The 24199-nt window shown below is 70.8% G+C and carries 22 protein-coding genes; 13 read left to right on the top strand and 9 right to left on the bottom strand.

Annotation, left to right across the window (positions count from 1 at the left end):
* Nucleotides 1–475 precede the first annotated feature (475 nt).
* Nucleotides 476–1360 (top strand): lytic polysaccharide monooxygenase auxiliary activity family 9 protein, encoded by an 885-nt coding sequence (locus tag Pph01_RS13730; protein WP_204073433.1) that lies wholly within the window; start codon nucleotides 476–478, stop codon nucleotides 1358–1360.
* A gap of 57 nt (nucleotides 1361–1417) precedes the next feature.
* Here the strand turns inward: Pph01_RS13730 and Pph01_RS13735 are convergent, their stop codons facing one another.
* Nucleotides 1418–2743, bottom strand: a complete 1326-nt coding sequence (locus Pph01_RS13735; protein WP_204073434.1) for a lanthionine synthetase LanC family protein — start codon at nucleotides 2741–2743, stop codon at nucleotides 1418–1420.
* 172 nt (nucleotides 2744–2915) lie between these two features.
* A complete protein-coding gene (locus Pph01_RS13740) occupies nucleotides 2916–3311 on the bottom strand; it encodes a VOC family protein (protein ID WP_204073435.1) in 396 nt (131 codons plus the stop codon).
* Between the two features lie 257 nt (nucleotides 3312–3568).
* Here Pph01_RS13740 and Pph01_RS13745 point away from each other — a divergent pair, with 257 nt between their 5' ends.
* The gene (locus tag Pph01_RS13745) at nucleotides 3569–4030 is read left to right on the top strand and encodes a pyridoxamine 5'-phosphate oxidase family protein (RefSeq protein ID WP_204073436.1); all 462 of its coding nucleotides are present in this window, start codon (nucleotides 3569–3571) and stop codon (nucleotides 4028–4030) included.
* Between the two features lie 10 nt (nucleotides 4031–4040).
* Nucleotides 4041–5108: a zinc-binding alcohol dehydrogenase family protein gene (locus Pph01_RS13750; RefSeq protein WP_373315655.1), complete on the top strand. Its 1068-nt coding sequence runs from the start codon at nucleotides 4041–4043 to the stop codon at nucleotides 5106–5108.
* Here Pph01_RS13750 and Pph01_RS13755 read toward each other — a convergent pair.
* Entirely contained in the window at nucleotides 5105–5575 is a 471-nt protein-coding gene (locus Pph01_RS13755) for a CBS domain-containing protein (RefSeq protein WP_204073437.1), read from the bottom strand. The two genes, Pph01_RS13750 and Pph01_RS13755, sit on opposite strands and share 4 nt — an antisense overlap.
* 35 nt (nucleotides 5576–5610) lie before the next feature.
* A complete protein-coding gene (locus Pph01_RS13760; RefSeq protein ID WP_239116677.1) occupies nucleotides 5611–6270 on the bottom strand; it encodes a CBS domain-containing protein in 660 nt (219 codons plus the stop codon).
* 147 nt (nucleotides 6271–6417) lie between these two features.
* Between Pph01_RS13760 and Pph01_RS13765 the strand changes: the two genes are divergently transcribed.
* From Pph01_RS13765 to Pph01_RS13780, 4 genes are all read left to right on the top strand, one after another.
* Nucleotides 6418–8079, top strand: coding sequence for an NAD(P)/FAD-dependent oxidoreductase (locus tag Pph01_RS13765; protein WP_204073439.1), 1662 nt, complete (start codon nucleotides 6418–6420; stop codon nucleotides 8077–8079).
* Nucleotides 8076–9500 (top strand): ATP-binding protein, encoded by a 1425-nt coding sequence (locus Pph01_RS13770; RefSeq protein WP_204073440.1) that lies wholly within the window; start codon nucleotides 8076–8078, stop codon nucleotides 9498–9500. The genes Pph01_RS13765 and Pph01_RS13770 overlap by 4 nt, the downstream gene beginning before the upstream one ends.
* A gap of 63 nt (nucleotides 9501–9563) precedes the next feature.
* A complete protein-coding gene (locus Pph01_RS13775) occupies nucleotides 9564–10427 on the top strand; it encodes an NAD(+)/NADH kinase (RefSeq protein WP_204073441.1) in 864 nt (287 codons plus the stop codon).
* A gap of 106 nt (nucleotides 10428–10533) precedes the next feature.
* Nucleotides 10534–10830, top strand: a complete 297-nt coding sequence (locus Pph01_RS13780) for a threonine dehydratase (RefSeq protein WP_204073442.1) — start codon at nucleotides 10534–10536, stop codon at nucleotides 10828–10830.
* A gap of 61 nt (nucleotides 10831–10891) precedes the next feature.
* Here the strand turns inward: Pph01_RS13780 and mgrA are convergent, their stop codons facing one another.
* The 5 genes from mgrA to Pph01_RS13805 all read right to left on the bottom strand — a co-directional run bounded on the left by mgrA (nucleotide 10892) and on the right by Pph01_RS13805 (nucleotide 16542).
* Complete coding sequence (gene mgrA, locus Pph01_RS13785) at nucleotides 10892–11890, bottom strand: L-glyceraldehyde 3-phosphate reductase (protein ID WP_204073443.1); 999 nt, start codon at nucleotides 11888–11890, stop codon at nucleotides 10892–10894.
* Nucleotides 11891–12053: 163 nt separating this feature from the next.
* The gene (locus tag Pph01_RS13790; protein ID WP_204073444.1) at nucleotides 12054–12683 is read right to left on the bottom strand and encodes an alpha-ketoglutarate-dependent dioxygenase AlkB; all 630 of its coding nucleotides are present in this window, start codon (nucleotides 12681–12683) and stop codon (nucleotides 12054–12056) included.
* A gap of 57 nt (nucleotides 12684–12740) precedes the next feature.
* Nucleotides 12741–13916, bottom strand: a complete 1176-nt coding sequence (locus Pph01_RS13795; protein WP_204073445.1) for a cytochrome P450 — start codon at nucleotides 13914–13916, stop codon at nucleotides 12741–12743.
* A gap of 74 nt (nucleotides 13917–13990) precedes the next feature.
* Nucleotides 13991–14374, bottom strand: a complete 384-nt coding sequence (locus tag Pph01_RS13800) for a PPOX class F420-dependent oxidoreductase (protein ID WP_204073446.1) — start codon at nucleotides 14372–14374, stop codon at nucleotides 13991–13993.
* Between the two features lie 20 nt (nucleotides 14375–14394).
* Nucleotides 14395–16542 carry an amylo-alpha-1,6-glucosidase gene (locus Pph01_RS13805; RefSeq protein ID WP_204073447.1) on the bottom strand — a complete coding sequence of 716 codons (2148 nt, stop codon included), beginning with the start codon at nucleotides 16540–16542 and terminating at the stop codon, nucleotides 14395–14397.
* 252 nt (nucleotides 16543–16794) lie between these two features.
* Between Pph01_RS13805 and Pph01_RS13810 the strand changes: the two genes are divergently transcribed.
* The 6 genes from Pph01_RS13810 (at nucleotide 16795) to Pph01_RS13835 (ending at nucleotide 23248) form a co-directional block, all read left to right on the top strand.
* Complete coding sequence (locus Pph01_RS13810) at nucleotides 16795–17856, top strand: LacI family DNA-binding transcriptional regulator (protein ID WP_204073448.1); 1062 nt, start codon at nucleotides 16795–16797, stop codon at nucleotides 17854–17856.
* A gap of 56 nt (nucleotides 17857–17912) precedes the next feature.
* Entirely contained in the window at nucleotides 17913–19178 is a 1266-nt protein-coding gene (locus tag Pph01_RS13815) for a sugar ABC transporter substrate-binding protein (protein WP_204073449.1), read from the top strand.
* An 86-nt stretch (nucleotides 19179–19264) separates the two neighbouring features.
* Nucleotides 19265–20485 carry a carbohydrate ABC transporter permease gene (locus tag Pph01_RS13820; RefSeq protein WP_239116672.1) on the top strand — a complete coding sequence of 407 codons (1221 nt, stop codon included), beginning with the start codon at nucleotides 19265–19267 and terminating at the stop codon, nucleotides 20483–20485.
* A gap of 1 nt (nucleotide 20486) precedes the next feature.
* The gene (locus Pph01_RS13825) at nucleotides 20487–21488 is read left to right on the top strand and encodes a carbohydrate ABC transporter permease (RefSeq protein ID WP_204073450.1); all 1002 of its coding nucleotides are present in this window, start codon (nucleotides 20487–20489) and stop codon (nucleotides 21486–21488) included.
* A gap of 100 nt (nucleotides 21489–21588) precedes the next feature.
* Nucleotides 21589–21774: a hypothetical protein gene (locus tag Pph01_RS13830; protein ID WP_204073451.1), complete on the top strand. Its 186-nt coding sequence runs from the start codon at nucleotides 21589–21591 to the stop codon at nucleotides 21772–21774.
* A 25-nt stretch (nucleotides 21775–21799) separates the two neighbouring features.
* Nucleotides 21800–23248 (top strand): discoidin domain-containing protein, encoded by a 1449-nt coding sequence (locus Pph01_RS13835; protein ID WP_204073452.1) that lies wholly within the window; start codon nucleotides 21800–21802, stop codon nucleotides 23246–23248.
* Nucleotides 23249–24199 lie beyond the last annotated feature (951 nt).

A 24199-nucleotide genomic window follows, 5' to 3' on the forward strand; every position in this document is an offset into this window, starting at 1 on the left:
TTTACTTTTGCCCTATACAGTCACAAACACCTCAAAGTGACCGCCCATAGCGGGAAACCCGCAGGTCAGCGGGACATCAGGGCGCACATGCGAGAACCACTCAGGGCGCCCCGGCGCACGGAAGGCCCGTCATGAGGCCGCACACGCCCGCGAGCCCGAGGGACGCCCGACCGCGAACCTGACACGCGGACGGTCACGAGCCCCGAGGCGCCCACCGCCGTTCCGTGCATGATCACGAACGGCGTTCGCCCAGGTCAGGGTGGGAATCTACGAATCTACGCATGATCCCGCCCGGAGGGTGGGCAGGCCGGCCGCCCTGATCGCGAAGGTGTGCATGATCACGCGGAAACGGGGGCGTTGACCGGTGACTTTTCCAGGAGTAACTTCGATCAAACTCTTAGGAAACTTAACTAAGAGTTAAATCAGAGCAGACGCCGTGAACTGCATGAACACCCCCCACCGAAGGAGATGCCTGATGAGCAGGAAGCGAACTGCCGCGATCGTGGCCGCCCTCGGCAGCATCCCGTTGCTGGCCGTTCCCGCGGCCCTCGCCCACGGCACCATGCAGAACCCCGTCAGCCGCGCCTACGCGTGTTTCCTGGAGGGCCCCGAAAGCCCGCAGTCGGCGGCGTGCAAGGCGGCCGTCGCGGCCGGAGGCACCCAGGCCCTCTACGACTGGAACGAGATCAACCTCGCGAACGCGGCAGGCCAGAGCCGTTCGATCATCCCGGACGGCAAGCTGTGCAGCGCCGGCCGCGACAAGTACAAGGGATTCGACCTGCCGCGGACCGACTGGCCCGCCACCAGCCTCAACCCCGGCTCGTTCACCTTCACCTACCGCGCGACCGCGCCGCACCGCGGGACCTTCGAGCTCTACCTGACCAAGGCCGGCTACAACCCCGCCCAGCCGCTGAAGTGGTCGGATCTGGACGCCACCCCGTTTCTCCGGGTGACCGACCCGCCGCTGACCAACGGCGCCTACGTGATGACCGGCACGATCCCCTCCGGCAGGACCGGCCGCCACCTGATCTACTCGATCTGGCAGCGCTCGGACAGCCCCGAGGCGTTCTACACCTGTTCCGACGTCACCTTCGGCGGCGGAGGCAACCCCACCCCGACGCCCACCCCGACCCCCACGCCTACTCGGACTCCGACCCCGACGCCCACGCCGACCCCGACACCCACGCCCACGCCCACGCAGACCCCGCCCGGTTCCACCCCTGCGTGGAAGACCGGAACCGCCTACGCGGTCGGAGCGAAGGTCACCTACGGCGGGTCCACCTACCAGTGCCTGCAGGCCCACACGTCCCTGGCCGGGTGGGAGCCGCCCAACGTCCCCGCCCTGTGGAAGAAGATCTGACCCACCTCGTACGGCCCGCCCGGCGCTCGCCGGCGGGCCGTACCCGCAGGGGGACGGTCAGGAGCCGTCGCCCAACATCCGCGCCGGCACCGGGATCGCGGGGAAGGGGTTGTCGGGCAGCAGGATCATGCGCCGCGGCGCCGCCGCGAGATCGGCGGCGTCGAGATGGAGCAGCGCCGACCCGATCCCCGCCGCCCCCACCATGTAGCCGGTGTCCGCCGTGACCTCCCACGGGCGCAGCCGCCGGTAGGCCTGGTACCAGCGGTAACCGGTCTGGTCGTGGGCCGTCGCCCGGCCGATGAGGTCCTGCCCGACCGACCGGGCGTGCTGCAGGTACGTCTCGTTCCCCGTGGCGGCCCACAGGCCGATGAAGAACTCCAGGAGCCCCGCGCTGCCGCAACACTGGCACGCCACGTTCCAGTAGCCGGAGGTGTGCCGTCGCGGCACTCCGCTCTGGACGACGCCGTGCGCGAGCCGCTCGACCCAGTCGAGGTCGCCCGGGTCGCCGGTGACCCGGTACAGCTCGTAGAACATCCGGGCGACTCCCGCCGAGCCCGAGCAGAACCCCAGGTAGTGCAGGCTGCGCCCCTGCGGCACGTGGTGCGGCACCATGGCGCACTTGTCGGTCACCACGCTGACCGTACGGACGAAGTCGGCCCCCCTCCGCGCGGCCGCCAGGAACCGCTCGTCCCCGGTCACGCCGTACAGGCGGGCGAGCAGGAAGGCGGTGCCGGCCGTGCCGGAGAGGAAGCCGGGGGTGACCGCGTCGACGGGCAGGTCGGCGCAGGAGCCGTCGCCGAACCGGTGCCCGGGCACGGCGAGCGAGGCGATGCGCTCCCCCGCCTCGACGGCCACCTCCTCATAGACCGGGACGCCGAGGATCCCGGCGGCGTGCAGCAGCGCGAGCACGATGCCGCCGTCGCCCCGCTGGGCGGGGTCGCCGGTCCACCCGATGCCGTCGCCCAGCGGGCGCACGCTGCGGACGAGCTGGTCGGCCGCCGCCCGGGCGGCCTCGCCGATCCGCTCGTCGTCGGTCGCCCAGCCCACCTCGGCCATGGCGAAGACGGTCCCGGCCAGGCCGTGATAGAAGGTCAGGTCGGGCTGGTCGGGCCACGTCGCGGCGAGGTACCGGGCCCCGGCCCTCGCGTCGTCGAGATAGGCCTCGTGCCCGGTGGCCGCGGCCAGTTCCAGGAAGAACAGGACGATCCCGGCCGCGCCGGAATAGAGGGACGACGGATGACCGGCCTTCGCCGATCGGCCCTGCGGGTCGGGATTGGCGACCCAGTGGCGGCCGAGCCCGTCGTCGGCTGCCGCGGACCGGACCCAGCGCGCGGCCATCACGGCGGCGGTGGTCGGCGTCTCAGCACATGCCCACGAGCTCATAGCTCATTATCCCATATTGTTGGTAGGTAATAGGGTTACATTCGGGTGCGGATCCCTCACCGTTCTGGCGGTCCGATCGGCATTATCCAGGTGTCCTGCGCGGATCGGCTCGACCGGCACCACGGCTACGGCACCACGCGTGTGGGCATGATTTCGCGGACCGGAAAGATTTTCAATCGATCACCCGGTGGTCCCGTCGCAGCGGGTGATCCGACGGTATCTCCACGATGACGACGGGCGTCCCGTCGGGGTCCTCGATCCACATCTCCACCAGCCCCCACGGCTCCGTCACCGGTTCGCGGGAGATCGTGACCCCGGCGGCCGCCAGCCGGTCGCGCTCGGCGTGGACGTCCCGGACCTGGAGCCAGATGGCCGGTCCCCGGCCGGAGGGGCCCTCCGACCGTCCGGAGACCTCGAGCAGCCCCTGCCCGAGGAAGAACACCACGCCCGGGTCGTCCGCCGGTCCGAACTCCCGGAAGACCGCCAGGCCGAGCACGTCCCGATAGAACCGGCGGCTCGCGTCGAGGTCGGCGGGGCGCAGGAGGATGCGGCTGCTCAGGACTTCCATAGGTGGATCCTGCCCACGGTCGCCAGGCCCGTCACCCGGCACCCCGCACCCTCACCCGGCGGGGCGCCGGGGCCTTTCGTCCCTCGCACAGGGGCCGGAAGGCCGTGCCGCGGGCACACGCGGCGGGCGACGCTTGTCTCACGGCGGTCCAGGGGCGTGCCCGCCGAGCATGCCCAGCCGTATGCCCCGTTGCGCCCACCGGCGCACCCACCAGGCCGCCGGGAGGCGTCACGCGGCCGAGCGATCAGGAGACCCACATGACGGAAAGCTCCCGGCCGGCCCGCGAATCCGGGCCGGCCGTGTCGTCCCTGCCGGAGAAGATCGACACGGACGAGTGCCTGCGCCTGATCGCACCCGGCGGCGTGGGCCGGGTCGCCTTCGGCACCGGCGCCGGACCTGTGATCTTCCCGGTCAACTACACGATCGCCGAAGGCGCCGTCCTCATCCGCACCGCCTTCGGTGGGCCCATGGACGAGGACCTGCGAAGCGGCGTCGAGGGCTGCGAGCTGATGATCGCCTTCGAGGTCGACCGGTTCGATTACACCGCGCGAGAAGGCTGGAGCGTCCTCATCCGGGGCGGCGCCCACCACCTGATCTCCGACAGCGAGCACGCCGCGGCCGTGTCCACCGGCCTGGAGTCGTGGGCGGGCGGCGAGCGGGACCTGTACATCAAGGTCGTCCCCGTGGAGATCACCGGCCGCCGCGTCTCGCGATCCTAGGATCACGGGTATGGGAGACGCTCAGCCCGCGGCGGGGCTTCCGGCGGAGATGGACGCCTGGGTCGTGGCCCGCCCGGGGCCGATGGACACCCACCCCCTGGAGCGGGTCAGGCTGCCGGTGCCCGTCCCCGCGCCCGGCGAGCTCCTGGTCCGCGTCGAGGTCTGCGCGGTCTGCCGTACCGACCTCCACCTCGCCGAGGGCGACCTCCCGCCCCGGAGGCCGCGGACCGTTCCCGGACACGAGGCCGTGGGCAGGGTCGCGGCCCTCGGCCCCGGCACGACGGGGCCGCCGCCCGGCGCGCGGGTCGGCGTGGCGTGGTTGCGCTCGACCTGCGGAGAGTGCCGCTACTGCCGCCGCGGAGCGGAGAACCTGTGCCCGTCGTCCACCTACACGGGCTGGGACGCGGACGGCGGCTACGCCGAGTATCTGACCGCCCCCGCCGCCTACGTCTACCCGCTCCCCGACGACGCGGACGCCACCGGCCTCGCGCCCCTGCTGTGCGCGGGGATCATCGGCTACCGCGCCCTGCTCCGCGCCGACCTCCCGCCCGGCGGACGGCTCGGCATCTACGGTTTCGGCGCCTCCGCCCACCTGACCGCCCAGATCGCCGTCGCCGAGGGCGCCGCCGTACACGTGATGACACGGTCGGCGGCGGCACGGGCGCTCGCCGCGGAGCTGGGCGCGGCCTCCGTGGGCGGCAGCGCCGACAGCCCGCCCGAGCCGCTCGACGCGGCGATCCTGTTCGCCCCCGTGGGCGATCTCGTGCCCGTCGCGCTGGACGCGCTCGACCGGGGCGGCACCCTCGCCATCGCGGGGATCCATCTGACCGACATCCCGGCGCTCGACTACGAGCGCTCCCTGTTCCAGGAGCGCACCCTGCGCAGCGTCACCGCGAACACCAGGGCGGACGGCCGGCGGTTCCTGGAGCTCGCGGCCGTCCACCGGCCCCGGGTGACGACCACGCCCTACTCGTTCCACGAGGCCGACCGGGCGCTGCGGGACCTCGCCGCCGACCGCGTCGGGGGCGCGGCCGTACTGATCATGGGCAGCAGCCCGGAACCCAGCAGTGTGATCTAGCAGGGCGGCAGGACCGGCTCCAGCCGGAACAGGCCGCCGCGCACGTCCATCGGGCCGCGAGGGGGCGTGGCCCTGCCGGCGACGGCCTTCAGGACGTCGAGCGCGGTGACGAGGCCTTCCAGGATCCCCGCACCACCGGTGACGGGTACGACGTCGACGTCGGCGTCGATCATCAGCGCGGCCACGGCCGACAGGGGCATCTCGGGTGTGGCGCACGGGCAGGGCTGGGCGTCGAGCAGGCGGACCACGGGCACGCTCGACTGCTCTGCCGGCCCTCCCGACCAGTGACAGGCCAGGTCCTCGCGCCTCAGAACGCCGACGATCCGTGATTCGGCGTCGATCACCGGAAGGTGATGCAGGTCGGCACGGCGCATGAGCTCCCACGCCATCAGCGGGGACTCGTCCGGCTCGACGGTGACGAGCATCCGGCTCATCACGTCGGCCGCTCTCATGGTTTCGACGGTCATCGGTGCACCACCTCCCCGGGCCCTCGGCACAGCCCTCAGATGTATAGGGGCGGGACGGTCCTGCCGAGATCGTCCTCCGCGAACGAGAAATCGGCCTCCACGTCGACGACGCCGTCCACCTGCCACACCGCGTCGAGGAGGATCGCGATCCGCGACCGGCGGTCCACGCTGCCCACCAGCGACACCACGCCGTCCTCCACCTGGACCGTGCAGCTGCGGGTGAACGGCCCCACCATGGCGAGCACCTCGTCGCGCACGTCCTCCGGAGACCGGGAGAAGACCTTCAGCAGGTCCGCCTGGCGGACGAGGCCGAGGATGCATCCCGTCCGGGCGTCCACCACAGGAAGCTGCCTGATCCTGTTGTCGCGCATGAGCCGCGCCGCATGGCGCAGGGCCGTGTCCTCCGTGACCGTCACCGCCGGGGCCGTCATGATCTCCGCCGCGGTGCGGCCCATCGCCTTCCTGCGCTGACGGCGGCGCGCCGCCCCTTCGAAGATCGAGTCGCCGGTCCGTCCTCCCCCGATCCCCTTGAGCAGCAGGTCGTCGTCGGAGATCACGCCCAGCACGCACCGGTTCCGGTCCACGACCGGCACGGCGTCGACGTTGAAGCGGCAGACGGCGTTGACCACGTCGGTGAACGAGGCGCCCGTCTCGACCGCGATCACGAACCGGCTCATGACGTCACGCACGGTCATCGGCACGGCGCCCTCCTCCCCCCAGCACCAGCCTCGCCTCCGGATCCCGGGCGGGGAGTGGGCCGAAAGTCACTGCTTGGCGGGACCTATGGCCCTACGGGGATTTCGGAAACCTAGCGTTCAAACGGACATGATTTGATGGTTGCCATGGCAAATCCCGCGATCCTGACCGTTGATGATGATCCGGCCGTTTCGCGCGCCGTGGCCCGAGACGTCCGACGCAGATACGGCGATCGTTACCGGGTGGTCCGCGCGGAGTCGGGAGATTCCGCCCTGGAGGCCATCCGGGAGATCAAGCTGCGCGGCGAGCAGGTCGCGGTCATGCTCGCCGACTACCGGATGCCGCACATGAACGGCATCCAGTTCCTCGAGCAGGCCATGGAGTTCTTCCCGCTCGCGCGCAGGGTCCTGCTGACCGCCTACGCCGACACCGACGCCGCCATCGACGCCATCAACCTCGTCGACCTCGACCACTACCTGCTCAAGCCGTGGAACCCGCCGGAGGAGAAGCTCTATCCGGTGGTCGACGCGCTGCTCGACGCGTGGCTGGCCACGCCCGACACGTCCATCCAGGAGACCCGGGTCATCGGCCACAGGTGGTCCGCGCCGTCGTTCGCCGTACGGGACTTCCTGGCCAGGAACCTCGTGCCGTACCGGTGGCTGCTGACGGACGATCCGGAGGCCGCGCGCCTGCTCGCCGCGGCCGGGCTGACGGAGGCCGACGTGCCGGTGGTGGTCACGCCGGACGGCAAGTCGCTGGTCAAGCCGACCGAGGCGGATCTCGCCGCCCACGTGGGGTTGTCGACCACCCCCGCCTCGGAGTTCTACGACGTCGCCGTGGTCGGGGCGGGGCCCGCGGGGCTCGGCGCCGCCGTCTACGGCGCGTCCGAAGGGCTGCGGACGGTGCTCGTCGAGCAGCGGGCCACAGGCGGGCAGGCCGGCCAGAGCAGCCGGATCGAGAACTACCTCGGCTTCCCCAACGGGGTGTCCGGCGCCCAGCTCACCGACCGCGCCCGCAGGCAGGCCCTCCGGTTCGGCGCGGAGCTGCTGACCACCCGCGAGGTGGTCGGCCTGGAGGGCGGAGGGACCACGACCCGCCTCCTGCGGTTCGGCGACGGCACGGCCATCGCGGCCCACACGGTGGTGCTGGCCACCGGCGTGTCCTACCGCAGGCTCGACGCTCCGGGACTCGACGAGCTGACCGGGCGTGGCGTCTTCTACGGCTCGGCGTCGACCGAGGCGCCGAGCTGCGCGGACCAGGAGATCTACATCGTCGGCGGGGCGAACTCCGCCGGCCAGGCGGCCGTGTACTTCTCGCACTACGCCCGGCGGGTGCACATCCTCGTGCGAGGCGACGATCTCAGTCGCTCCATGTCGCACTATCTGATCGACCAGATCAAGGACGTCCCGAACATCGAGGTGCATCCGCGCACGACGGTCGTCGGCGGCGAGGGTTCCGACCACCTCGAACGGCTCACGCTGTGCGACGGACGCACGGGCACCACGAGAACCGTGGACACCTCCTGGCTCTTCGTTTTCATCGGCGCCGAGCCGCGCACCGACTGGCTCGGCGACGCGATCGCCCGCGACCGGCACGGTTTCGTGCTGACCGGCCCCGACCTCCTCGCCGAGGGGCGACGGCCGGCCGGGTGGGCGCTCCCCCGCGACCCCTACCACCTGGAAAGCAGCATGCCCGGCGTCTTCGCCGCGGGCGACGTACGCTCCGACTCGGTCAAGCGCGTCGCCTCGGCGGTAGGCGAGGGCGCGATGGCGGTGTCCCTCATCCACCGCTACCTGGAGGCGCAATGACCACGCGGCTGACCCCGGACGAGCTGCGCACGCTCTTCCTGTTCGAGGCGCTCGACGACGACCAACTGGCCCTCCTGGCCGAGAAGGGGGAGGTCGAGCACCGGGACGCGGGCACCGTCGTCTACGCGGAAGGCGAGCCGGCGACCTGTTTCTTCGTGCTGCTCAACGGCACCGTGTCGATGAGCAGGCGCGTCCACGGCGACGAGGTCGAGGTCAACCGCACCGAGCAGCGCGGCGTGTACGGCGGCGCGACCCAGGCCTACATCGGAGACCGGGTCGACCAGACCTACCTCAACACGCTGCGGGCGATCACCGAGTCCGAGTTCTTCGTGCTGCCGGCCGAGGACGTCGCCAAGGCGGTCCGGGCGTGGTTCCCCATGGCGATCCACCTGCTCGAAGGTCTCTTCTTCGGCATGCGCGCCACCCAGACGATCGTCGGCGAGCGGGAGCGGCTGCTGGCCCTCGGCTCGTTGTCGGCCGGGCTGACCCACGAGCTCAACAACCCCGCCGCCGCGGCGGTGCGGGCCACCGCGTCCCTGCGCGAGCGGGTCTCCGGCATGCGGCAGAAGCTCGCCATGATCGCCGACGGGCGCCTGGACGGCTCCCAGCTGCATGATCTCGTCGGGCTCCAGGACGAGGCCGTCAAGCGGGCGAGCACCGCGCCCACCCTCTCGGCGATGGCCACCTCGGACGCCGAGGACGCGGTCGCCGACTGGCTCGACGACCACGACATCGCGGGGAACTGGGATCTCGCCTCCACGCTCGTGGCGGGCGCCGTCGACGTCGAATGGCTCGACGAGATCGCGGGCGCGGTCGGCGCGGACAACCTGGAGCCGGCCGTCCGCTGGCTCGGCTACACCATCGACACCGAGTTGCTGATGGGCGAGATCGAGGATTCCGTCACGCGCATCTCCGGCCTCGTCTCGGCGGCCAAGCAGTACTCCCAGCTCGACCGCGCGCCCCATCAGACGGTCGACGTCCACGACCTGCTCGCCGCGACGCTGACGATGATGCAGGCCAAGATCCCCAAGGGGGTCCGGGTCGTCAAGGAGTACGACCGGACGCTGCCCGAGATCCCCGCCTACGCCGCCGAGCTCAACCAGGTGTGGACCAACCTCATCGACAACGCCCTCGGCGCCATGGACGGGAGCGGGACCCTCACCCTGCGGACCTCACGGAAGGACGATCGCCTCGTCGTCGAGATCTCCGACACGGGCGACGGCATCCCTCCGGAGATCCGGCCGAGGATCTTCGAGCCCTTCTTCACCACCAAGCCGGTCGGCGAGGGGACCGGACTAGGCCTGGACATCTCCTACCGCATCGTGGTGAACAAGCATCACGGCGACATCCGGGTGGAGTCCGAGCCGGGGGCCACCACGTTCCGGGTGTACCTGCCGATCAACGACGAGGACCGGCCCTAGACGCACGATCCGGCGGCTCCCGGCCGTACCGGGCGCCCTCTGACAACTCGTACAGTTGTGGGCATGGGCTTGGTCAGCACCGTCGGTCTGGTTCTGCATCCGCAGCGCGACTCCAAGGAGGCCATCGACACGATCGTCGAGTGGGCGCGGGGGCGCGACGTCACGGTGCTCGGCCTGCCCGACGAGGTCGGCCGCATCGACTGCAGCGCGATCGCGGTCGACGGCACAACGCTGGTGAAGCGGGCCGATCTCCTCGTCAGCCTCGGCGGGGACGGCACCATGCTCCGCACGATGCGGCTGATCGAGGGGCACCCGACGCCCATCCTGGGCGTGAACCTCGGCCGGCTGGGGTTCCTCGCGGAGATCGACGTCGAGGACCTGTCCCCCGCGCTGTCCTCGATCGACAACCACGAGTACACGGTCGAGCCCCGCATGGCCGTACAGGCGAAGGCCCCCGACGGCCGGGTGATCACGGCGTTCAACGACATCGCCCTGGTGCGGATCCCGGGCGACGGCCTGTCCGCCGTGGCGGTGTCGGTCTACGGGCACCCGTTCGTCCGTTACGCGGCCGACGCGTTGATCGTGGCCACGTCGACGGGGTCCACCGCGTACAGCTTCTCCGCCGGCGGCCCGATCGTGTCCCCCAACGTCGAGGGCTTCCTCGTCGTGCCCGCCGCCGCGCACACGGCTTTCAACCGCGCCGTGGTGCTGTCGGCCGACGAGGAGGTCACCCTCGACGTGCTGCCCACCAGCGGGCAGTTGGCCATGGAGGTCGACGGCACCATCGGCGGGTACCTCTCCCCCGGCGACCGGCTCACCGTGTCCGCCCTGCGCGGGGCCGCCCAGGTCGTACGGCTCGGCACGACGAACTTCTACGAGCGGGCCCGGCGCAAGCTCCGCGTGAACGGCAGCGCCGAGGTCGACTAGGGGGCGTCCGCCAGGCGGGGCGTCCCGGGTTTTCCGGATGTCTTGCCTGTTCAAAGGTTAGGGATCGGGGCGCGACACCCCCGATCTGTGGGGTACGTCCCCCGCCATGAAATCCACGGGACATCTAGAGCATTCCGGGCATACCCACGAGCATTCCTCGGGGTGCGGCCACACCGCCGTCAAGCACGGAGACCACACCGACTTCGCCCACGACGGCCATCTGCACCGGTCCCACAACGGGCACTGGGACGAGTGCGAACCGTCCAAGCATGTCGAACACCAGCACGACCACCAGCACGGTGAGGGCTGCGGCCACGAGGCCGTGCAGCACGGCGACCACAAGGACTACGTCCACGACGGCCACCGCCACGCCGCCCACGAAGGCCACTGGGACGACCACTGACGCGGGCGTCCCCGGAAGCCGCCGGCCCGGAGACGACCTCCGAGCCGGCGACGGCGACGGCCTAGATGAGGCCCTCGATCTCGGCGAGCTCCTCGGCGGACAGAGGCGGCGCCCCCACCGCGGCGACGTTCTGCTCCAGCTGCGCGACGCTGCTCGCCCCGATGAGCACGGACGTCATCCGGGGGTCACGCAGGACCCAGGAAAGCGCCAGCTGGGCGAGCGTCTGGCCGCGCGCCTCGGCGATCTTGTTCAGGCCGCGGAGCGAATCCAGCAGCGCGGGCGTGAGCCGGTCACGCGTGAGGAAGCGGCCGAGGGCCATCCGGGAGCCCTCGGGGACGTTCCCGTCGAGATACCGGCCGGTCAGCAGGCCCTGAGCCAGCGGCGAGTAGGCGATGCACCCCGCGCCCGCCGTCTCCAGCGTGTCGAGGAGACCGTCCGCCTCCGTCCACCGGTCCAGCATCGAGTAGGCCGGCTGGTGGATCAGCAGCGGCGTGCCGAGCTCCCGCAGGACGGCCGCCGCCCGGGCGGTCTGCTCGGCGGAGTAGTTCGAGATGCCCGCGTACAGCGCCTTGCCGGAGCGGACCGCGCGGTCGAGCGCCCCCATCGTCTCCTCGATCGGGGTCGAGGGGTCCGGGCGGTGGGAGTAGAAGACGTCCACGTAGTCGAGGCCCATGCGCTTCAGGGACTGGTCGAGGCTGGCGAGCATGTACTTGCGCGACCCCCACTCCCCGTACGGCCCGGCCCACATGTCATAGCCGGCCTTGGTCGAGATGAACAGCTCGTCCCGGTAGGGCAGCAGGTCGGCATGCAGGACCCGCCCGAAGTTCTCCTCCGCCGACCCGGCCGGCGGGCCGTAGTTGTTGGCGAGGTCGAAATGCGTGATCCCGAGATCGAACGCACGGCGCAGGACGGCACGCTGAACGTCCAGGTTCGCGGTGTCGCCGAAGTTGTGCCACAACCCGAGGGAGACCTCGGGCAGCAGGACGCCGCTGCGGCCGCTCCGCCGGTAGGTCATCGTGTCGTAGCGGCCGGACGCGGCGGCGTAGGTCAACGGGGACATCCGAGGCCTTCTCTCTGTCTTCATGCGACTGGTCGTCAATGCGGCGGTCCCGGAATCGGACAAGGGGACCACGGCAGCACAACGATTCCAGATGGCCCCGCGCGACGACACGGCGGACCGGAAAGCGGGCATCGAAGGCATGAATCCCAGAAGGGGACGAGGGTCAGCGAACGCCGCGAGGGCGGAACTGGATACTGATCCGCGGCCCGGTGGGACGGGCGGTCTTGGGGACGGCGTGCTCCCACGTGCGCTGGCAACTGCCGCCCATCACCAGGAGGTCGCCGTGGCCCACCTCGTGGCGCAGCGTGGGGCCGCCGCCGCGCGGGCGGAGCAGCAGGGCGCGGGGGGTGCCCACCGAGACGATGGCCACCATCGTGTCCTCGGAGCTCCCGCGCCCGATGGTGTCTCCGTGCCAGGCCACGCTGTCGCGGCCGTCGCGGTACAGGCACAGGCCCGCGGTGCGGAAGGGCTCGCCCAGTTCCTCGCCGTAGTGGGCGTCTAGGGCGACCCTCGCCTCCTCAAGCACCGGGTCGGGAAGGGGCTCCCCCTCGCCGTAGAACTTCAGCAGCCGTGGGACGTCGACCACGCGGTCGTACATGTGCCTGCGCTCCGCGCGCCAGGGCACGCCCTCGAGGAGCCGCTCGAACAGGGCGTCGGCCCCGGCCACCCAGCCGGGCCTGACGTCCACCCACGCCCCGTGGTCGAGGACCGTGCGCCGGACCGACGGTCCGAGGAGACCGAGGCCGGTCTCCTCGGACCAGCCGAGCAGAGATCCCTGGAACGCGTCCGTCATGCGCCCAGTCTACGCACAACATTCAAACAAATATTCGATCATTGGCTGGACGGGGGGTCACCAGGCCACCGGCACCTCGACGAACCCTCCCGTGATCCGGTCGGCCCGGGGCGTCAGCCGCTCGTACGGCACCGCCAGGCGCAGGGTGGGGAAGCGCTGGAAGAGCGAGCCGAACACGGCCTCCAGCTCCACGCGGGCGAGACTCGCGCCCAGGCAGTAGTGGATGGCGTAACCGAATCCGACGTGCGGCTCGGTGCCGTCGCGGGTGATGTCGAACCGCTCGGGCTCGGGGAAGGCCCGCTCGTCCCGGTTGGCCGCGACGGTCGCGAGCATCAGCGCGTCGCCCGCGCGGATCGTGACGCCGCCGACCTCCGCGTCCTCCCGGGCGTACCGGAGGATGCCGTGCTCGCTGGGCGCGGCCACCCGCATGATCTCCTCGACCGCGGCCGGGACCAGGGAGGGGTCGCGCAGCAGCGCGTCGCGCTGGGCGGGGTTGCGCAGGAACAGCAGCACGCCGTAGTCGATCTGGTTGACCGTCGTCTCGTGGCCGGCGAACAGCAGGCCCCCGGCCATCCGGGCGATCTCGTCCTCGGGCAGGTCCGAGGCGGCGAGGTCGGAGTAGACGTCCTCCGCGGGGTTCTCGCGCTTGGCCTGGACGATGGAGTACGAGTACGCCCGCATCTCTGCCTGGGCCGCTGCCGCGCTCTCGGCGTCCTCCAGATCGGACATCGCGTCGGCCAGCGAACGGAACAGGTCGTGGTCCTCGTAGGGCACGCCGAGCAGTTCGCAGATCACCTGGATGGGCAGCGGGACGGAGAACTCCTCGTGCAGGTCGACCGGGGGGCCCTTCTCTGCCATCCGGTCCAGAAGGTCGCCGACGAGCATGGTGATCCGGTCGGACAGGCTCCGCATGCGCCGGGCGGAGAAGGCCGGAGCGAGCAGCCGGCGCATGCCCTGGTGGGCGGCGGCCTCACCCGCGTAGTCGCCGTTGGGGCCGCCGAGCAGAACGCTCTTGGACAGGCGGGGAGCCGACTCCGGCGTGGGGTGCGACCGGACGAAACGATCATCGGCGAAGACCTGCCGGATCTCGTCGTACCCCGTGATCAGCCAGGCCTCGTCGCCCGTCCTGGTGCGGACCTTGGTGACGGGCCGCTCCGCGCGCAGTTCGCCGAAGTCCGGCGAGATGTCCAGCGCGTCGCCGCGGTCGAATGGCAACTGCCTCAGTTCGGTCATGTCAGGATTCCCTTCAGGAAATGCCGCCTCCTGACGTTCTCACCGGATACCGGGTCGGACAAGCGCGCCGGGCGTCAACCCTCCGTCATGGTGATCCGGAGACCGACGGTCCCCTCGCGGCCCCGGCGGATCTTGCTCCCTGTGACCGTCAGCCAGCCGAGCAGGCCGTATTTCCTGACGAGCAGGCCGCGCACCCGCTCGGTGTCCTCGGCGGACATCACCTCGGCCCGCCCGGCCATCGGCTCTCCGTGCACCCTCCCCCGGACGTCGCACCCCGTCACCGTCACCTCCGGGTTGTTGCGGACGCGCTTGACCTTGCCCGTGCGCGTGCCCGTCCAGACCGCCAGGGCGTCGCCGTCGCGCACCACCCAGATGGGCGTGGCGACGGCCGTCCCGTTACGGCGGAAGGTCGCGACGGACACGTATTTCTCGGCCCCGAGCCGCTCGATGATCGTCATGTCGAGCACCCTACGGGCGCTCAGACCTCCCCGACGACGGACATGCCCGAGGGCAGGCCGGTGATGTCGGCGCGCCCGTCGGCGCCGACGCTGACGCGGACCTCGGCTCCCGCCACCTGGAGTCCCTGGACGGACACCGCTCCGAACGGCGCGCCGGCGAGCGGCCTCAGCGTCACCCGTCCCTCGGGGACGTCGGGGTAGAGGCCGAGCGCCGCGTGCGCGATCGTGACCGCCGCCGCGGCCGACCAGGCCTGCGGCCGGCAGGCGGCGGGGTACGGCACGGGGCGGCCCACCACCTCCCGGGCGTCGCCCGCGTAGAGCTCGGGCAACCGGTATCCGAAGGATTCGCCCGCCGCCAGCAGCCCTTCGGCCAGCGAGGCGGCCTGGGCCCCGTGGCCTGCCCGGGCCAGCCCGGCGATGACGATGGCCGTGTCGTGCGGCCAGATCGAGCCGCAGTGGTAGGACAACGGACTGAACCCGCCGTCTCCCGACGACATCGTGCGCAGCCCGAACCCCTCGGCCATCGCGGGCGAGGCCAGCAGGCCGGCGACCTCGGCCTCCTCCGCGGCCGACAGGATCCCCGTGCCGAGCAGGTGGCCGATGTTGCTGGTGAGCGAGTCGACCGGCCGCTTGTCCCCGTCGAGCGCGAGCGCGGGGAACCGCCCCTGCGGGCCCTCCACCCAGAACCGGGCCCGGAACCGCTCGGCCATGGCGGCCGCGTGGTCGCGCCAGCGCGACGCCCCCGGCCTGCCGAAGGCCTCCAGCAGCGCGGCAGCGTGCCGGGCGGCCTCGTAGGCGTACCCCTGCACCTCGGCCAGGGCGATCGGCGGCTCGGCGCGGGTGCCGTCGTGGAAGCGGACGGCGTCGCCGGAGTCCTTCCAACCCTGGTTGGCCAGGCCGCGCTCGCTGCCGTCGATGTATTCGACGAACCCGTCGCCGTCGGGGTCGGCGTGATCGCCGAGCCATCCCAGCGCGGCCTCCAGGTTCGGGAGCAGCGCCGCGACCTCGCGGTCGGGCAGGCCCCAGCGCCAGGCGTCGTGCAGGAGGCTGATCCACAACGGGGTCGCGTCGATGGTGCCGTAGTAGGCGGCGGGCAGCCTCAGGTTGTTGCCCTCGACGGCGAACTCGTGCCGCCGGAGCTCGTGCATGATCTTGCCGGGGGCCTCGCCCGATCCCGGGTCGAGCCGCACGCCCTGGCGCCGGGCCAGCACGCGGAGCGTGCCCCCGGCGAGGCGGGTGCCGAGCGGGAGCATCATCCGGGCCGCCCAGAGGCTGTCCCGGCCGAAGAGCGTCAGAAACCAGGGCACGCCCGCGCCGAGGAACACGTCGCCGGGCGCTCCCGCCTCCGTCAGCCGCAACGACCGCAGGTCGTCCAGCGACTGGTGGAGCAGCCGCGTCAGGCGCCGATCGTCCGCGACGACCTGCGGCGCGCTCCACTCGGCGCGTCCGGCGGGGGCGACCACGACCGCGGCGGGGTCGTCGATCGCCACGGACCAGCGGAGCGTCACCCGGGTGCGCGGGGCCAGCGTCACGTGCCAGCGCAGCCGTGCCGCGCCGTCCGCCGTGCCGTCGTGATCCGCAGGATCGCCGGGATCCGCCTCGGCGCCCTCCCCCGTCACCACGACGCGGATCGCGCCCGACCGCCAGCTCAGCTCCCCCGGCCCCGCGGCCACGGCCGCGGACGGCTCCGCGACGCCGCCGGACTTGACCACCTCGATGGGGGCGAAGTCACAGCCCAGCTCCATGGTCACGGTGGCGCTCACGTCGGCCGACGCCGTGGAGGCGATCTCCACGGTCTCGGTCATGCCCGACGGGCCGACCTCCCGGACGCGGTCCAGCCGCACGGTCGGATCGGGGTGGCGGTCGCCGAGGTGGCGGGCCAGCGAAACGAAGCGGGTGCGGCCCGGGCCCGCGGGCGCGTACGAGACGGCCTCGGGCTCAACGCCGTCGATCAGAAGGCTCACCTGCGACAGGGCGCGGCTGTCCGCGTGGAACAGGCCCTGCACTCCGGCGGCGCGGATCTGCCCGTCGGGCCCGCTCAGCGCGCTGGTGGGCGCCATGACGGTGCTGACGAGGTCGTGGAGCAGCGGCTGGAGCCGGTACGGCGGGGCGATGACGTCGTCGGCCGACTCGGGTGCGGCTCCCTGGGCGAGCTCAGAGGTGGTCATGCGGCCGGACCGCCGACAGTGCCGTCACCGGTGCCGTCTTGGGTGCCGTGATGAGTGCCGTCATGACTGCCGTGATGAGTGCCGCGATGAGCGGGGAGAGCGAACAACGGAGGAGCCCCCTGGTCGAGTCGCCGGCCCGGATTCCACCAAGGTCTGGCCTTGACAGAATCGCGCCGGAGGTGCACATTGCGAAACACTTCCTTTACTTGAACGATCCAATCATGCCTTACTTCGTCTTGAACGTTCAAACCCATGGAAAGGCACGTTATGGCCGACAAGGTGACGATCGCCGACGTCGCTCGGGTGGCGGGGGTGTCGCGCCAGACGGTGTCCAACGTGCTGAACACGCCTGAGGTCGTCCGCGAGGAGACCAGGCAGCGGGTGCTCGACGTGGTCGGCGAGCTCGGCTACCGCGTGAACCGGGCCGCCCGCCAGATGCGGACCGGCCGCTCGCAACTGATCGCCATCCGGATCGACCCCGACCGCGACGGCATCAACGGGTCGGTCCTCGACCGGTTCCTGCACGGCCTCACCGACGCCGCGGCCCGGTCGGGTTACCGGATCCTCCTCTACACGGCCGACGACGACCGCTCGGAGGTGGCCACCTTCGAGGACCTGCTCGGGGCGTACGAACCCGACGGCTTCGTCCTGACCGGCACCCACCACCGGGACCCGCGGGCCTCGTGGCTGCTGGACAAGGGCGTGCCGTTCGTCACGTTCGGCCGTCCCTGGGGAGAGGAGGCCGCAGCACGTCACCCCTGGGTCGACGTCGACGGATCCGCGGGCACCGCGGTGGCCACCCGGCACCTGCTGGACGCGGGGCACGCCCGCATCGGCTTCCTCGGCTGGCCCGCGGGCTCCGGCGTCGGCGACGACCGTCGTGAGGGCTGGGCCCGCACGCTCGCCGAGGCCGGTGTGGACCCGACAGGGCTGAGCCGGGCGACGAGCGACGCGGTCGCCGACGGCGAGGCGGCGGCCCGTGACCTCATCGACTCCGACCCCGGAGTCACCGCACTCGTCTGCGTGAGCGACTCGCTCGCGGTGGGGGCGCTGCACGCCGCGCGCTCCCCCGGACTCGCCTGGCGAGAGGACACCCGGCCCGAACTGCCCATCGCGGTGATCGGCTTCGACGACACGCCCGTGGCGAGGGCGGTGGGGCTGACCAGCCTCAGCCAGCCGCTCAAGGAGGCCGCGGCGAGCTGCGTCACCTTGCTCGCGCGCATCCTGGAAGGGACGGAGACCGCACGCGCGTCGGCCGCGTCCCCGGCGCACGTGCTGCTCGAGCCCTCACTGGTCGTCCGGCAGTCGGCGTGATCGGCGTGATTCATCAGCAACCGTCCCCACCTCCCGAGAAAGATCAGGAAAGTGCGATGAAGCGCAGCAGAGTCTCCACGAACAGGAACATCAGGAACGCGGCGCTCGGCGCCGCCGCATGCGCGGTCGTCCTCACGTCCGCGGCCTGCGGAAGCGGGTTCGACGACAAGGGCGGTCAGCCGGCCCAGCAGAGCAGCGGTCCCGCCCAGCTGCAGATCCTCATCGGCTCCTCCGGCGACGCCGAGACCGCCGCGGTCAAGGACGCCGCGGCGAAATGGGCCTCGGCGAACGGCGCCTCCGCGACGGTCACCCCCGCACAGGACCTCGCCCAGCAGCTCGGCCAGGCCTTCGCCGGAGACAGCCCGCCGGACGTCTTCTATGTGGACGCCTCGCGCTTCGCCGACTACGCGAGCGTCGGGGCGCTGGAGCCGTACGGCGACAAGATCTCCAACCCGGACGACTTCTATCCGAGCCTGCGCACGGCCTTCACCCGCGACGGCACGTTCTACTGCACGCCGAAGGACTTCTCGACCCTCGCGCTGGTCATCAACCAGGACCTGTGGGCCAAGGCCAAGCTCACCGACGCCGACGTGCCGACCACCTGGGACCAGCTGACCGCGGTCGCCAAGAAGCTCAAGGCCGTGGACGTCACGCCGATCACGATCGGGGACACCCGGGACCGGGTCGGCGCGTTCATGGTCGAGGCGGGCGGCTGGCTCACCAGCCCGGACGGCAAGCAGGCCACCGCCGACAGCCCGCAGAACCTCGCCGCGCTCGACTACGTCCAGTCGCTGCTGAAGGACAAGCTGGCCGCATACCCCAAGGCGCTCGACGCCGGTTGGGGCGGAGAGGCCTTCGGCAAGGGCAAGGCCGCGATGACCATCGAGGGCAACTGGATCAAGGGCGCGCTCCAGGCCGACTTCCCCGACGTGAAGTACACGGTGCACGAACTGCCGGCCGGCCCCAAGGGCAAGGGCACGCTGTCGTTCACCAACTGCTGGGGCATCTCGGCCAAGAGCAAGTACAAGCAGCAGGCGATCAGCTTCGTCGAGGCCATGACCACGGCCGACCAGCAGATGGCCTTCGCCAAGGCGTTCGGCGTCATGCCGTCCCGCCAGTCGGCCAAGGACGCCTACGTCAAGGAGTTCCCGAACGACGCGCCGTTCGTGAACGGCGTCGACTACGCCCAGGGCCCGGTCAACGCGCCCAAGATGGACAGCGTCCTGGCCGACTTCGACAGCGGCATCCAGCAGCTGTCCTCGACGGAGCCCAAGGCTCTGCTGGAGCGCGTGCAGAAGAACACCCAGGCCGCCCTCGGCTGACCCTTCCCTCGACCTGAGCACATCCTGGACGTCCCGGCTCCCGCCTCACGGCGGGGCCGGGCCGTACCGACCGGAAGGAGGCGGGAGTGGCCGGCACCACGATCCCCGCACGCCGCGGCCGGTTCCGCGGCTCCACCGCCATGCGGGAGAACCTCGCGGGCTGGCTGTTCGTCGCACCCGTCGTGATCATCCTCGGCCTGTTCATGCTGCTGCCGATCCTGATGGCGCTGTGGGTGAGCTTCACCGACTGGAACGGCCAGGGCAGCCCGTTCCGCAGCGGGGTGCCCTTCGTCGGAGCCGGCAACTACACCCGGCTGTTCACCGAGGACGGCCTGGCCCGCCAGGACTTCATGACGAGCATCCGCAACAACATCTACTACGTGGCGATCGTCGTGCCGGCGCAGACGGCGCTGGCCCTCGGCCTGGCCGTGATCGTGAACAGCAGGATGCTGAAGGGCAAGACGTTCTTCCGCGCCGCGTTCTTTTTCCCGTCGGTCACCAGTTCGGTGGCGATCAGCGTCGTGTTCCTGTTCATCTTCGCCAACTCGGGCGCGGTGACCAGCCTGCTCGGAGCGTTCGGAATCGACGGCCCGGACTGGTTCTCCGACTCCCGGGGCACGCTGCACCTGCTGCTCGGCGCCGTCGGCCTCGTCGACCCGTCGGCTCCACCCGCCTCCCTCACCAGCGGCGGGCCGTTCGGACTGTCCTGGTGGGAGTGGCTGTCGGGTCCCAGCGTGGCCATGACCACGATCATCATGCTCGTCGTGTGGACCACGTCCGGCACGTTCATGTTGATGTTCCTGGCGGCGCTGCAGGACATCCCGGTGACGCTGGAGGAGGCGAGCATGCTCGACGGCGCCGGCCGCTGGCAGCGCTTCCGGTATGTGACCCTGCCGATGCTCAAGCCGACGCTCTTCCTCGTGCTCACGCTCGGGCTGATCTCGACCTGGCAGGTGTTCGACCAGATCTACGTGATGAGCCAGGGCAACCCGTCGAAGACCACGCTCACCCCGGCGTTCCTCTCGTACCAGACCGCCTTCCGCAGCTTCGAGTACGGCTCGGGCACGGCGATCTCGTTCGTGCTCTTCTCGATCATCGTGCTGATGACGCTCGTCCAGCGGTGGATCATGCGGGAACGGAACGGCGGCTCGCGGCCCCGGCGCCACGCCCCCAGGCCGGCACGAGGGCCGGGCCGAGGGCCGGCACGAGGGCAGGACCGAGGCCAGGGCCGCACATCCGCCGACGCGTCGGCTTCCACGCCGACGGGCGCGTCGACACGCGCGTCGGCCCGCTCGAGGAGGTCCTGAGATGGCGACAGGCACGACGGCCGGAGCCGGTGCGGGCCCGGGCGCGGGTGCAGGTGCCGGCACGGGCGCAGGTGCCGGTGCGGGCGCGGGTGCCGGCGCGGGCAGGAGTGCGGGCCCGGGCGGGGGCAGGGGTGCGCACGCGAGGAAGGGCCCGGCAGGCGGGTCGGCGGCGGCGCGTTCGCTGGTGTCCGCCTTCACCGGCTACTGCATCCTGATCTTCTTCGCGCTCGTCTTCCTCTATCCGTTCGTCATCCAGATCGGCAACTCCTTCAAGACCGAGCCGGACGCGGCGGCCCACCCGCTGTCGCCGTTCCCCGACCCGTTCTCCACGACCGGGTACGAGAAGGCCTTCCTCAACACCGACCTGCCGCTCTGGCTCGGCAACTCGCTGCTGGTCACCGTCGTCGTCACGCTCGGCAGGGTCCTGCTCGACTCCATGGCGGGATACGCGCTCGCCCGGCTGCGCTTCCGCGGAAGGCGGGCGCTGTTCTCCGCGGTCATCGCGGTGATGGCCGTCCCGGGTGTGGTGCTGTTCATCCCGAAGTTCCTCGTGCTGAACCAGCTCGGGCTCTACGACAGTTACACCGCGCTGATCCTGCCGGTGATCGTGGACGCCGCCGGCGTGTTCATCATGAAGCAGTTCTTCGAGTCGATCCCGGCGAGCGTGGAGGAGGCCGCGCGCATCGACGGCGCCGGGGTCTTCCGCACGTTCTGGTCGGTCGTCCTGCCGATGGCCCGCCCCGCCCTGATCACCTTGACGATCATCTCCTTCCAGGGCACGTGGAACGAGTTCCCGCACACCTTGGTGGCGGTGCAGAGCCCTGAGCTGTTCACCCTGCCGCGCGGGCTCGCCGACCTGGTCAGCGGGTCGCTCGGCAAGGGCACGCAGTATCCGCTCAAACTCGGCGCGGCCCTGATGGCCACCGTTCCCGTGGCGGTCATCTTCGTCGTGTTCCAGCGTTACTTCGTACGCGGAGCCAACGAGGGTGTGGACAAGGGCTGAAGGACGCGTCAGACAGGGCCCGCGGCACCGGCGGCGGCGACGACCATGCCGCACATGTCCTGTTTACTTATGGACTTGCGGAACGGTCAGAACTACAGTCGTGCTGCGCGGTGTGATCGATCGGCGACCACCTCGCTACCGGCGCGCCAGGTTCACGGCACCTGACCTCGCGCGCCGAGTCCCACCGGGAGACGCCCTCGTCGGCAAGGCCCGCTCCCGTACGGCGCGGCACTCGGCGATGCCCGCCGTCCCGTCCTCCGGCAAGCCCGGAACGGCGGGCCTGTGACCCCCCACCCCGAACGGAGCCTCTCTTGAGAAGGTGTCTCCTCGGCGTGCTGACGGCCGTGTCGCTCGTCGCCGCCGCGCTCATCGCCGTACCGTCGGCCGCGCTGGCCGCGGCCCTGCCGCGCACCGGATGGACGGCCACCGCGTCGGCCACCGGCGGCGGCGACGTCCCCGCGAGGATGCTCGACGGCAACCCCTCGACCCGATGGTCGACCGGAGTGCCGATGACGAGCGGCCAGTCGGTCACGATCGACATGCACGCGTCGCAGACCATCGACCAGATCACCATGGACTCGGCCGGCAGCACCACCGACTACGCCCGCGGCTACCAGGTCTTCCTGTCGTCCGACGGCGCCAACTGGGGTTCCGCGGTGGCCTCGGGCGCCGGGACCGCTCCGCTCGTCAGCGTGTCCTTCACGGCGCGTTCCGCCCGCTACATCAGAGTCGTGCAGACCGGCAGCACCAGTTGGTGGTGGTCGATCGCCGAGTTCAACGCGTACTACTCGGGACCGCAGCAACCCTCGGCGCTCTCGCCGAACGTGCACCTGTTCTACTACCCCTGGTACGGCAGCCCCGCCGTCAACGGCGGCTACCGCCACTGGCAGCAGGGCGGCCACAACCCGCCCGCCGACATCGGTGCGAACCTCTATCCCAAGCTGGGCGCCTACGACTCCGGCGACCTCACACGCGTGGTGAGCCAGCAGATGGCCTGGGTCAAGCAGTCCGGCGCGGGCGTCATCGTCTACAGCTGGTGGGGCCAGGGGTCGTATGAGGACCAGTTGGCCGCGGGTGTGCTGAACGTCGCCGCCCAGAACGGCGTCAAGGTCGCCTGGCACCTCGAGCCCTACACGGGCCGCACCGCCGCCTCGACGGTCGCCGACATCAACTACATCAACGCCAGGTACGGCTCCAGTCCCGCGTTCTACCGCGACGCCCGGCACGGCAACCGGCCGGCCTTCTATGTGTTCGAAAGCCTCAGGATCGCCGACTGGACCGCGCTCGACCAGGTCAGGGCGTCCAACATCGTGCTCGCGCAGACCACCGACACCTCGAAGGTCGCGCACTTCGGCGGCATGTACACCTACGACGGCATCGCCGGGGCGACCGCCCCCGGCTGGCAGAACGCCGCCGCGTACTGCAAGGCCAACGGGCTCGTGTGGGCGCCTTCCGTGGCTCCCGGCTACATCGACGACCGGGCCAACCCGGGCAACACCACTCCGACCCTCGGCCGGGCCAACGGTTCGACGTACGACACGGAGTGGAGCAACGCCATCGCCACGTCGCCGTCGTGGGTCTCGGTCACCTCGTTCAACGAGTGGCACGAGGGCTCGGTGATCGAGCCCGCCAGCTCGAACCCGCCTGCGGGCTTCGGCTACGAGACGTTCCAAGGCGCGTACGGCACGACTGGCGCCGCGTCCGAGACCTCCTACCTTGACCGCACGCGTTACTGGGTCGGCCGGTTCCCCGGCGCCTGATCGAAGCATGGCATGTTCGGACTATGCGGCCGGCACTTGCGTCTTGGCACCTGATGCACCTCGTGCTTGCGTCTTGGTACCCGGTGCGGCTCGCAGATGCCGCTCGCAACCTAACGCGCCTCGTACATGCGCCTCGTACATGCGCCTCGTACATGCGCCTCGTACACGCCGCTCCCAATCGCGCTCGTATCTGATGCGACTGACACGTGGTGGATTAGTACGTAGTGCGATGAATTGACCGGATCCCCGGCCTCCAGGCTCGATGCCGCAGCGGCCGGGGATCCCCGCACTTCGGCGTCCCCCGCGCGCCGACTTCGAGGTCGGCGATCACCCTCCAATCGCCAGGTCAGGCCCTGATAGCGGTCAGTCACAGACCTGCGCGTTCGCTTCAGGCTTAGAACTTCCGTTCGATATTTGTGGCGGAACGATTACCCAGCGTGAGATTATTCAGACACGCGTTCGATACGGATGAGCGGAAGGGGTGCCATCGTGGCCGACTCTCACGGGAGACGTCACTCCTTCTCGTCAACCGATGAGACAGCCGAGGAACTGCCCTGCGGCCCACAGTGGTGGGCTCAGATGACGTCACGCGCTCGATCCTGGTCGTCAGACGGCAGTTCGGCATTGAGCTCGCCACCCCTGGCCGATCCGTGGCCAGATCCCTCATCGCCAGACTCTCCACCGGACGTCTCAGCGCAGTCAGATACCGCACGGCCCGACTCAACACGGCCCGACTCAACACGGCATGACTCAACACGGCACGACGCACCGCAGTCTGGCTCACGTGACCAGGAACGCACCGAAGCCGGGCCGCAGACGGACGCATCGGCCGGCCCGAACCCGTCCACCGAGTCCACCGAGTACACCGGGTCCGCCGGGTCCGCCGGGTCCGCCGGGTCAGCTGGATCAGGCGGATCAGGCGGATCAGGTGAGCCGGGCGGATCGGCCGAA

The sequence above is a fragment of the Planotetraspora phitsanulokensis genome (assembly GCF_016863295.1).
GTDB lineage: Bacteria > Actinomycetota > Actinomycetes > Streptosporangiales > Streptosporangiaceae > Planotetraspora > Planotetraspora phitsanulokensis.